The following is an 11,618-nucleotide window of genomic DNA, read 5'->3' as shown; positions in this document are numbered from 1 at the left end:
AATCGTTTGGGAGTTTTGTGTTTCCGAATCTATCTTCCTTTCCTTCTGCTTGAATATCTGCGGAATGTGGGTTACAAATCGAGTAGAGATAGGATTTTATGATTTTTGAGATGTCATTGAAATATACAATTTAGAGGCACAACAGCTTACCCCTAGATTTTTACCACAACCTATTGAGTGGGATTGCTATAGCAAAAGGCGCTGATGAAGAAGGCAATAAAAGCTCATATTTCAGCACTTAAGAACCTCCCAAACATTGTCACGGTTGCTATAAATGTTCACAAACTCCTAAACTTAAAAAAGTTGGGTTTCCTAGCTCAACCCAACCTACTTTTAACGACCAATCGCTGCTAACTCTCAAATCTCCTCATCGTCTTGACCCTGTACACCCTGGAGAATCCGCGATAGCTCACTCTTCTCATTAATCGTAATCCGAGTCGGAGAACCGCTGATAATCCGTTCGTAACCACGGAACGAATCTTTAATTTGTGGGCCTCTTTCAGTAATTGTGTATTCCCGAATTCCTTTGTCGTGCCAGGAACCGCGCATCTTAAACACATTAATTGCCCGCGACATTTCTCCTCGAATCTCTACATACTGCAGCATAATAATTGTGTCAGTAATAGTAGAAATATGGGAGTCCGTAATCGAATTAGAACCCATAAACTGGTCGCTTGTATTCGTAAAAAAGCCGGTTATTTCTTCCTGCTTCGCAAAACCTGTCACTCCGATCACAAATTGCCTGAAAGCATTATTGCTGACACCCCTAGCTAAGGCCGACAGCGAGTCTATAGCAATTCGAGAAGGTTTGAACTCCGCAATTTCTGATTTAATAGTCTGCAAGTGGTCTTCCAAACCGGCAGATTCCGGGTAAGTGCACAGCAGCTTCAGCATTCCTTTCTGTTCCATTTCCTCAAAATCAATGCCCCAAGAATAAGCATTGCGGAACAACTGAGCCCGCGACTCTTCATAGGCAAAAAGCAGCGCCCGATTGCCGTTCATACAAGCATTCTGCAAGAACTTGCTCACCAACAGGGTTTTACCGGTTCCCGTTGCACCCGTAGCCAAAATAATCGAGTCTTTGAAGAAACCGCCACCGCACATTTCGTCGAGAGTTTTATCGCCCGAAGAAACCCGCACGTTTGAAGACTTTTGAGTTAATCGCATCGCCCCCAATGGGAAAATATTAATTCCGTCATTAGTCATAGTAAAAGGATATTCGCCCTTCATGTGAGTTGTACCGCGCAACTTCAAAATTTCCATTGTGCGGCGGCGCCGTTCCCCTTCCAAAACGTTGCGAACAATCACTACATTATCCGACACAAACTCTTCTACCCCAAACCGCGCCACCGGGCCGTATTCTTCCACCCGTTCCGTAGTCATAACTGTAGTTGCTCCTACTTGTTTGAGGCGGGCAACTAAGCGAAAAATTTCTCGGCGCACCACCGATGCAGCGTCGTACTGCTGAAATACGGCAGTCACTGAATCTATAGAAACCCGCTTGGCTTTGTATTTGCGAATGGCGTACTGAATTCGCTCGATTAAGGCTGATAAATCAAAATTTCCTACGATATCTTGACCTTCCGGGTCGGGGGAAGCGTCCAAAATAAATAGCTTGCCTTCCTCGATTAACTGTGCCAGATCCCAACCGAAACTGCAAGCATTTTTAATAATATCTGTCGGAGATTCTTCAAAAGTTACGAAAACTCCAGCTTCGTCAAAATGGGTAATTCCATTATAGAGAAATTGTACGGCAAATAAAGTTTTTCCCGTGCCTGACGTGCCGCTGACTAGGGTGGTTCTGCCGATGGGCATTCCGCCATGACTGATGTCATCAAAACCCTCAATCATCGTGCGAATTTTTTCAACTCCTGCCGTTACCAATCCTTCTCGTTTAACCGTTTGACTAATTTCATTCATGTCGATTTTTGTCAACTCTCAGTATTCTTTAGTTGTCACTCATTAACCGCCGATCATGAGTCTTTGTACCCAGCTTTTAGTTTTGGCTCTTGCTCAATAACTAATGACTGCTGAGTGCTGACTAATGACCCCGCCCAAAAACCGATACCGTGCCACGTACTCCTGTCGTGGAAACATAAAAATTTTAGACTTTTGTTGAACCTCCCAGATTCATCTGTTGAGTAAATCTAAAATCTAAAATCGTTCGACTGAGCGCGACTCGACGCTTCGACGCTCGCGCTCGCCGAACGTTTCACGCCAAACCGAAGTCTCAAATCTAAAATTGACTGACTCTCACCGGATTATTTTATGAATTCAGGTCTTCTTCGCGAAGTTCTTCATAGAGCAAATCTAATCCTATCAGAACTTTCTCACGATCGGACAAATCGCCAATAATTTTTCGCACCGGCGGCGGCAGGATTTTGGCCAGCGTTGGGGTTGCCAATATTTTGTCCTCTTCTGCTAGCTGAGGATTTTTGAGAACGTCTATGACTTTCAGTGCGTAGACTCCTTGAAATTCTTGTTCGAGGATGTCCTTTAGGGTTTTCAAAGCTCGCACTGAGTTGGGAGTATTCCCCGCAACGTACAGCTTCAGAACATAGGTTTTCTTCAGAGGACTCATGAACTTTTTAAAATGGTGAGTATTAGTTGTCAGATGTTAGTTGTAGTTCTTATTTGTCTTAAATCCCCTGTTCTTTGTTATTTTATAATAATTTCAGCCTTTCGATGATCGCGCGGCCGTTTGTCTTGTCCTTTCTTCTTTGTTAAATTCTATCTTCTACGTTCTTCTTACTTGAATTTTGCCCCTTGCCTTCTACCTTATAACCTGAGATGCTTCTTTCGGAATCGATCGCCGATACATCTCGCACATATGAGCGATCGCGTCAATCAGGGTCAAACGGTAATCAAGCAATATTTCCTCGCTGCGCCCTTCTATTTTTAGCTGTTTAGCAAACTCGTCCATCAATTCCATGTGAATTTCTACAATTTGAGTCACGGGAACATCAGCAAAAAAAGCTAAGTTTACAAATTCATCTATTTGATTGTTGACCGCAGTATCTTGAGAAAAATAATTCAAAACGATGTCGCGATAACTCGACTTGAGTTGCTCCAAAAACTTTTGCTTCTCAGATCCCGACAGATTTTTCAAAAAAATCTGGGAATTTCTTTTATAATACACACCTAAGTATCCTAATCGCTCCCGTAATTTTTCCGCCAGCCGCCGCTGCTGTCGGCTGAGCAAACTTTGAGCAGTCAATTGAGCTGTCGCATCGCTCCTTGCGGATTGGTAATTGACAGGAACCGGAGTTGATAGTTTCAGAAATTGTGCGATAGCCTGATCGATACCGGCAACTATTTCGCTCGATCGAGCGATTGCCAGTTGCACCTCAGCAGGGTGATAAAAAAAAGCACAACTTTCGTCTAAACTCGTGTTGGCGGTACTGGTGGCAGCCTCAAAACCATCTGAATATGGTGCAACTGGCCTTTCATCCTCCCCGGGCTGGGGCGAAAAAATCACAGCAGGCAAAAAGAGCGATCGTTCTTGCAGCTTGGCCAGAAGCGATCGCAGATCCCCATCCACCTCCAAAACTAAACAATCAAGGTGATAATTGTGCTTAAGGAACCCCAAAAACTCCACTGCCGACTTAATGTGCGTTAAAGCATAGCGTTCGCCCCTCAAAAGCTCGATCGCAGAGGCTACGATTTCCTCGGAGCGGACAAAAATACCGATAGACAGTTGGGAAAGCAAAGCTGTAGGTGCACCACCTAAGTTGCCCGAAAGTGCTGGATCGCTCAGAGTTGATATCTCCTTTATAAAAAACTTAACATTTTAACAATCATCTCAATATTTATTTTAAACAATCTTAACCGCAAAATAAGTGATGAGCTTCTAGCACCTGAAGAATGAAAATGTACTTTTTTGTTTTTGTGTCAAGCACCCTGAGCGTGATTTCTGCAATTAAGCTTAAGCCTTAAAATAATTGCTAGTCGCCTCAAATCAGGCGTAGGCATCGAACTCCCCGGTCTCGGTGCAGATACCGAGCCTGATAGCGAACTGATATAAAACAAATAAGATACAGAAATTCGCAGCTACATTGAGCATCAAAAATATTACTGCTCTCGCGAGCAGACTCTCAGGTTTGTTATGCCACTCACCAGCCCCAGTATCAAAAATTTTATCGAGCCAGTGCCGCTGTGCCTCCAAACGGCAGCGCTAGAATCGCTGCAGTCAATTTTCAGCTCCTGCAACTGCGATCGAGTCGCAGTAGTCAACGAACAGTTACAGCCGCTGGGATTAGTGTACCTCCGCAGCCTTTGGGCTTGGGGAGCCGATCGCACAAACGACGGGCAACAACCTTTGTCAGAAAGCCCGATCGCGCTCGAACCAGTCAGGGCATTACCCGCCACTATGAGCGTCAGGGAATTCTGGGAGTACCTGCAAACAGAGGAACAGAACACCCCAGACCGGTCAAACCGCCAAACCGCGGGCATTTCATCAAACAACCCGATCGCCCTCACAGATGCCAGTGGTCAATTTTTAGGAATGCTAGACAGCCTGAGCCTGCTGCAATTCGCCGCAAACAGCAGCTCGCTCTGCAGCCTCACAGAGCAGGAAACAGCCGTCAAAGAAATCGAATTAAGGCCGGTTTCCGAAGCCATCGCCACGGTCCTAGACGCTCAAGTGCGCTTTCTAGAAGCAGGATTGAAACCTTCGGAAAACCTGAACTCCCTAGTCGAACTACTGGAAAAACTGCCCCTGCCCCTGAGATTGCAAACCCCCACCGCACAAATAGTCAGCCAAAACGCAGCGTGGCGGATTTTGCTGGGAGCAGGCCCAGAACCAGTTCCAGAACCAGCAGCAAATTTGGGTAAACACTCGCCGCGCAAACCAAGCCATTTAACAAGCGAATACAAGAGCGTGCAGTTAGAGGGCATCACCACAGACTGCAGGAGCCTAGTAGGAGCAAGTAGATCGGGCGATTCCCTGCGGGATAGCTTCGCCGCGCGCGATTCAACCGCAGCCACCAGTTGCCCGCTGCCCTTGTACGCCGCCGCCTCCCCCTCAACCTTAACCGCTCCAGCTTGGTGTCCCATGGCCGGCAAACCAGACACCTACATTTGCGAGTGCCCCGTACAAAAAGGTCAAGAACGGATCTGGCAATTTGTCAAACAGCCACTCTCAGACAAGCTAATTTTAGTAATGGGACAAGATGTCACCGAAGAACATTTAGTCGCCAAAGAACTAGCAGCGAAAAACGCAGATTTAATCCACCTCAACCGACTAAAAGACGAATTTTTATCCTGCATCAGCCACGAACTAAAAACCCCGCTCACCGCCGTCCTCGGTTTGTCCAGCCTCCTAAAAGATAAATTGATCGGAGAACTCAATGACCGCCAAACACGCTACGCCAAACTAATCCATAAAAGCGGGCGGCATTTGATGACCATAGTTAACGATATATTAGACTTGACCCGAATGGAAACCGGGCAGCTAGAACTAATTCCCGAACCGGTCGAAATAGCCTCAACCTGCCAAAGAGCCTTTGAACAAGCAAAACAACTGCAACAGCAAGAAGAAAAAAACCCTCCCGCCCCCAGCCAAACGGACGGTACAGCAAACGCAGAACCCTCCGCCCAAATAGAATTTACACTCGAAATAGAACCGGGACTGAGCCACTTAATTGCCGACGAACTACGGCTGCGGCAAATGCTGGTTAACCTCCTTTCCAATGCCCTAAAATTCACCGAAATTGGCGGCAAAATCGGATTGAAAGTAAATGTTTGGGAAGGCTGGATCGCATTCACAGTTTGGGACACTGGCATCGGCATCCCCGCAGACAAACAGCACCTAATCTTTCAGAAATTCCAACAGCTAGAAAGCCCCCTCACCAGGCGCTTTCAAGGAACCGGACTGGGGCTGGTACTGACTCAACGCCTAGCTCGGCTCCACGGCGGGGACGTTTCGTTTATTTCCTCAGAAAACCAAGGCTCTCAATTTACCCTGTTGCTGCCACCAAATCCTCCGGGAAACAACAGTGAAGAAGTCCCGGGAGCAGGAGCCGCTGAGGAAGAATTATTAAAACCCCAATATCCGACTCTGACCGCCAATTCTCGCTCTCGTTTAGTATTAATAGTCGAAGCAGTTCCCAAATATATCGAAGATTTAACCAACGTCATCTCAGGTTTGGGCTACCAAGTAATAGTCGCTCGTTCCGGCACTGAAGCGCTGGAAAAAGCTCGCAGGTTCAGTCCCGAAGCGATTTTCCTCAACCCGCTGCTACCACTGCTGTCGGGTTGGGATGTGCTGACGCTGCTCAAGAGTGACCCGGATACCCGATCGATTCCGGCGATTATCACGGCCACCAGAGGCGAAAAAGAACGGGCCAGTGTCAACAGAGCCGAAGGCTTTTTGAGCTTGCCGGTGGAAGAACCCGCTTTGCGGCGGCTGCTGACAGACTTGATCGGCCACAGTAATGCCAGTACAGGCAAAGTGAAGAGTTCTTTAACCGTGTTGTGGCTCAGCCCGCAAAACAGTTCGTCTCAAGGTTCCGCTTTACTGCTCAACCCCAACTACTGCCGGGTTTTAGAAGCAGACGACCTCGACCAAGCAGAACTCGTGGCCCGAATTTGGCGACCCGACGCGATCGTCTTGGACGGTACAAGTCAACTGCAAAACCCCTTAGCTTTTATCGAACAGTTAAGTCGGTCTCGAAATTTGGGTTCTCTCCCCTTGGTGACTTTAGAACCCACTACTACGCAACTGGCAAATCAAGTCAAAGGGTTGTCGGTATTTCCCTGTTTGGCTACCCGCAGTCCCGACGACAGTGAAACTTCAGGTACCGGGTTGGTGGCCAGTGCATTGTGGCAAGTGATTCAAGTCGCTGCTGGCATGAGTTGGAAGCCCAGCATTTTATTTGCCGACATTTCGACTTTACCCGATTTGCACCGAGCTTCTGGGGGGAACCCGACGGGAGAATTGGAACATTGCGATCGATCGACAAATGCCGAGATTCCCCTCCCCAATTCCCAGTTTTCTACTCCCAACTTTCAAGCTTTGATTCAGTACATCCAAACCGCAGGATTTCGAGGGTCGATTGCTCCCTGCTGGACAGAAGTTTTGCAGCAGTTGCAATATCAAAGCGTTGACTTAGTTTTGCTGTGCTTACGAGATGCCCCCTCAGAATCAACCGCTATGCTGCAGGCGCTATCGAACCTGCGGCAAATGGCTGTAAAACTGCCGATTTTAGTCTGGGATTATCGGTATGCTGTAAATTCGGAATCCGAGGCGATCGACTTTCTACTGCAAGAAGTCTCTGCTAAAATTTTGCCTTCTTCCTTATCTGCAGCACAATTGTTAGACAAAATTCAACAGGCTTTATTAACTCACTAAAGTTACTGAAAATGAAGGATTTGCCAGATTTGTAGTGCGGAATTAACTCGTTTATAAATAAGTAAAAATAAACTATTATTTATGAGCAAAAACAGAATTTTATAGAGCTTTAACTGACAACCGCGAAGCCCTATTTATTAACTGATTCAAGTTTATAATAGCTCATAATTTGGCTATTTGTAGTGAGGTTGTCAGTCGTCTATAAAACAGTGAAGAAAAACAGCCATCCTGAGTGCAAACAGAATTTGAGAAGTATTTAAATGAAAACCCCGAAGTGTTGCGAGTCAAGAAGCAATATCAAAACTCAAAAATATGAGTTATTATAGGCGATCGAGAAACCCTTATATTTTTTTCTGGGGCTGTACAGTGCCTAATCGCATTCCTTTAATATCTCTGCTACTCGCACTCGGTTTGGGGGCAATGCCCGAGCCTGCTGTCGCACAGGCACTCCTGCCTTACACCCTGCAAATCGACTCGGCCCAACTCGAACAAACGGCCTTGAGCCTTGCAGAAGAAGCCGTCCAGCTAGCCAGACTCCAGCAGTACCAACTCGCCGTACCCAGAGCCGAACTCGCCACACAGTTAGCCCCCAAAAATGCTCAAACTTGGACTTTGTTAGGTAGCTTGTACCTTCAAGTCGAGCAGTTTGACAAAGGCATTGAAGCTTTGGGGCAAGCTCAATCTCTGTCGCCAGAAAATCCCTCAATTAAATTTGTCTTGGGAGAAGCTCACTTTCGGAAATCGAACTACGAGAAAGCAGTCGAATATTTGCAAGCAGGGTTGAAACTAAAACCAGACACTCCAGGTGCATTATTTGATTTAGGCAATGCTTTTTATAAGCTGAAGCGGTTTGATCAGGCGATCGCCCAATACGAAAAAGCCTTTGCTTTAGAAAAAAATCTTTGGCCTGCTGTCAACAATATCGGATTAGTCAAATACGAAATGGGAGATGTTGATAGCGCCATCAAACGCTGGCAAGAAGCGATCGCGATCGACAACAAAGCAGCCGAATCAATGCTAGCTCTAGCAGTAGCATGGTACACAAAAGGTGACAAAGAAAAAGGCTTAGCGATGGGAGAAGCAGCTCTAAAACTCGACAAACGCTATGCTACCGTAGAATATCTCCAAGAAAACCTCTGGGGCGATCGTTTAATCGCAGATACCCAAAAGTTGCTAGCAACTCCCGAAATGAAAGCAGCACTGGCTAAAATTCAAGACACCCCACCGCCTGCCCAAATGTCGCCTTAATTGTAGTTAAGTTGGTAGTGAGGACTTCAGTCCTCAAAGCCTTTTTTAACTGATAACCAACTATCTTATTCAGGGCTAAGCTGTCGCGCATTTAAATTGCATATTCTCCGCGGGCGGGACGCCCACCCCACAAGAGTTTTATTGTTTTTTGAGATACAATTTAAATGCAGAACAGCTTAAAACGAAAAAATAGTTGAATACGTTATGGGTAGGGGTAAGGTGCGCGCACAGCGCACCCTACAGATAGAGTTGCTGCGTAAGTTCTATTATTCCCACGAAGCAGTTGCTGCCTTCAATTCTCCAATCTAAAATCTAAAATCTAAAATCTAAAATCTAAAATCGCATGACCCCCCTAAGCTGGACAGAATTAGAAGCCCTCACAGACTTTGAAGTCGATCGCGTCAACGGGCCAACTAACGCCCAATCCCGCTTGCGCCTCTTCGGCAAAACCGAATCCGATGTGCGAGTCACCCTGTACCGCGATAACCATGCTTGGTGTCCCTACTGCCAAAAAGTCTGGCTGTGGTTAGAAGAAAAACAAATCCCCTACCGCATTGAGAAAGTTACTATGTTCTGCTATGGGGAAAAGGAAAGTTGGTACAAGCGCAAAGTGCCATCGGGAATGCTACCGGCGATCGAACTAGACGGCCGCATCATCACCGAAAGCGATGATATCTTAATCGCCCTCGAACGAGTCTATGGCCCCTTGGGTTTGGGCATGGAAAACCCGGCAGTAATACCCATGCGGCGGTTAGAGCGACTGCTATTTAGAGCCTGGTGCTCTTGGCTGTGCTACCCAGCAAGTTCAGCCAAAGTAGAACAACACAACCGCAACCAATTTATCAGCGTCGTCGCCCAGGTAGAAAAGGCCTTGGCTAGCACTCCGGGGCCTTATTTCCTCGATAAATTTGGCACTGCGGATGTCATCTTTACGCCCTACGTCGAACGGATGAATGCCAGTCTTTACTACTACAAAGGCTACTCGATGCGGGAAGAAAACCCGCGCTTTGCTGACTGGTTTGCGGCGATGGAAACCCGCCCTACCTATCGCGGCACTCAGAGCGATTTTCACACCCACGTCCACGATTTACCACCTCAGATGGGCGGCTGTTATGAAAACGGCGAACCTCAGATGCTACTCAATAAAGCCCGCGTGGATAATGGGCCTTGGGCTGGACTGCCGGATGTGATGTATCCAGAACCGGAAACCTCCCGCGCTGAAGCACTTCACCGCGTCATTAAGCACCACCCCAACATCGTTCGAGTCAATCCTGCTGATGACAATTTATTTGATGAGGCTTTGCGTTGTGCTTTAACTTTGATGATGACTGGCGAAGTTTGTACGCCGCCGGCTGGTTCTGATTCGGCTTTGCGGTATTTGCGCGATCGGGTGAATGTGCCCCGTGATATGTCGATCTACGCGGCCAAGCGATTGAGGGAAGCGTTGGAGGAAACGGCGGCTTTGGTAGGTGATGGCCAAGGTTCTCCGATTCTGCTGAAGCATCGGCGAGATCAAGATCCGGCTAATTTTGTGTAGAACCCATTTGATCTGTATTGCTGTTGTCACAAGCTTTATCCAGATGGATTTCAGCTTTTTGTTACCATCGCCACATGATGTCTCCTCTTGTTACTAATTAGACCTCTCCCAAAAAGCCTGTTAACGGCAGGCAGGATGCCTACCCTACAAGAATTATGGGAGAAGTCTATTGAGTTAGTCTTGTTACCCTTGAGTTATGTAAGACGGCTTATTTGTCCGCCTTATTTTTTAAGAACAGATCTCAAATGGGTTCTATAGAAATATGAAAAGTGGAAAACAACGTCGGATTGAACTCAAGGCACAAAAGCAAGCTCGCCAAACCAAACTTGCAAACCAACATCTGGCAGCCAGAAAAGCGACGAGAGAAGCTGAGAACCTTGCAACATCGGAGTGGGCTCGATCGCATGGGGGAGTGATTGTAGATCTCAGCTCCCTGGCTCCAAACAACAGTTACGATCCGCCCGACTTTGTTCAGCGCAGATATTATCTCGATCTACCTTTTACTTGTGCAGGCTGTAACAGTCAAGAGGTGTGGACAGCGGTGCAGCAAAAGTGGTGGTATGAAGTGGCGAAGGGTAGTTTATATACTACCGCCAAGTTTTGTCGCAGTTGTCGCCACCAAGAGCAATCTCGCCGCGCTTTAGCCCGCAAGATTCATCTAGAAGGAATTGCTAACAAGCGTCATTAAATTTAACACTTTAAAAATAATGTCAGGAGAGAGCAGTGCTTTGCATTCTTGTGCGCCCCGCTTTGCAGAAGAGCGCATTTTCACGCTCAAATTTAGTGCTAAAATGCCTATTCCCAGTAATTTTCCCAATCATCTTTAAAAGCTTGCTGCAATCTCTGCATATACGCATCAGTCTTAATCTTCACCATCCACAGATTATTAGCATTGCGGCCTCCCTTGCACACAACACCTTCATCCACACCGTATTTCCCCTTGCGAAGATCATCCATAAATTTGCCCGTCAGTTTGCCGCGATAAATCACTCGCGCAATATTTAATTTACCAAAATCTTGAATAAATTGATCGGGAACAACCATACCGCCCTCAGTTTCCACATCAAAAAGCACCAGTTGTTTGCGATCGTCCTTTTTGTGCTTTCCCGCAAACGAGTTAGCACCAACAAACTCTGTAAACACAGTAATTTCAGGGCAGTGATACTGTTCGTTCTCTCGAAATATAGACTCTAAGGGACTAGCAAAGTCTCTTTTAAAAATTTCCGGTGCTTCTTCTAAGCCTGGATGTGCAGCATTAAATTCTGCAATTCCCATCTCATCCAAATCAAATCTACTGCGGCGCGTACCAAAAGCATACCAACCAAGTTCAATTTCCCAAACCCAATGCAAATTAGTGCCATCGTACTTCTCAAAAGCTACACATTGTTCGTAAGGGCAATTTTTACTAAGCTGCTACGCAGCTAAACCGGATAAAATAGCATTGCCTTTATTTTTGATTTTTCGATCCCATTTAATAACCAT

General features: G+C 46.5%; 8 protein-coding genes. 4 read left to right on the top strand and 4 right to left on the bottom strand.

Annotation, left to right across the window (positions count from 1 at the left end):
• Window positions 1–357 precede the first annotated feature (357 nt).
• The 3 genes from kaiC to QUA04_RS26735 all read right to left on the bottom strand — a co-directional run bounded on the left by kaiC (window position 358) and on the right by QUA04_RS26735 (window position 3,709).
• Window positions 358–1,920 (bottom strand): circadian clock protein KaiC, encoded by a 1,563-nt coding sequence (kaiC, locus tag QUA04_RS26745; RefSeq protein WP_333262968.1) that lies wholly within the window; start codon window positions 1,918–1,920, stop codon window positions 358–360.
• A gap of 346 nt (window positions 1,921–2,266) precedes the next feature.
• Entirely contained in the window at window positions 2,267–2,581 is a 315-nt protein-coding gene (gene kaiB, locus QUA04_RS26740) for a circadian clock protein KaiB (RefSeq protein ID WP_006632119.1), read from the bottom strand.
• 192 nt (window positions 2,582–2,773) lie between these two features.
• Window positions 2,774–3,709 (bottom strand): circadian clock protein KaiA, encoded by a 936-nt coding sequence (locus tag QUA04_RS26735; RefSeq protein WP_333262966.1) that lies wholly within the window; start codon window positions 3,707–3,709, stop codon window positions 2,774–2,776.
• A gap of 396 nt (window positions 3,710–4,105) precedes the next feature.
• Between QUA04_RS26735 and QUA04_RS26730 the strand changes: the two genes are divergently transcribed.
• From QUA04_RS26730 to QUA04_RS26715, 4 genes are all read left to right on the top strand, one after another.
• Window positions 4,106–7,351, top strand: coding sequence for an ATP-binding protein (locus QUA04_RS26730; RefSeq protein WP_333262962.1), 3,246 nt, complete (start codon window positions 4,106–4,108; stop codon window positions 7,349–7,351).
• Window positions 7,352–7,717: 366 nt separating this feature from the next.
• A complete protein-coding gene (locus QUA04_RS26725) occupies window positions 7,718–8,599 on the top strand; it encodes a tetratricopeptide repeat protein (RefSeq protein ID WP_445242379.1) in 882 nt (293 codons plus the stop codon).
• Between the two features lie 343 nt (window positions 8,600–8,942).
• A complete protein-coding gene (locus QUA04_RS26720; RefSeq protein WP_333262956.1) occupies window positions 8,943–10,136 on the top strand; it encodes a glutathione S-transferase family protein in 1,194 nt (397 codons plus the stop codon).
• A 262-nt stretch (window positions 10,137–10,398) separates the two neighbouring features.
• Window positions 10,399–10,824 carry a zinc-ribbon domain containing protein gene (locus tag QUA04_RS26715; protein ID WP_333262953.1) on the top strand — a complete coding sequence of 142 codons (426 nt, stop codon included), beginning with the start codon at window positions 10,399–10,401 and terminating at the stop codon, window positions 10,822–10,824.
• A 107-nt stretch (window positions 10,825–10,931) separates the two neighbouring features.
• On the opposite strand, the gene QUA04_RS26710 is transcribed toward QUA04_RS26715, so the two are convergent.
• Window positions 10,932–11,486, bottom strand: coding sequence for a hypothetical protein (locus tag QUA04_RS26710; protein ID WP_445242378.1), 555 nt, complete (start codon window positions 11,484–11,486; stop codon window positions 10,932–10,934).
• Window positions 11,487–11,618 lie beyond the last annotated feature (132 nt).

This window comes from Microcoleus sp. S13_C5, from assembly GCF_036700845.1.
GTDB lineage: Bacteria > Cyanobacteriota > Cyanobacteriia > Cyanobacteriales > Microcoleaceae > Microcoleus.
Note: the sequence above shows the minus strand (reverse complement) of the source record. Positions and strands in the feature narration are given on the sequence as shown.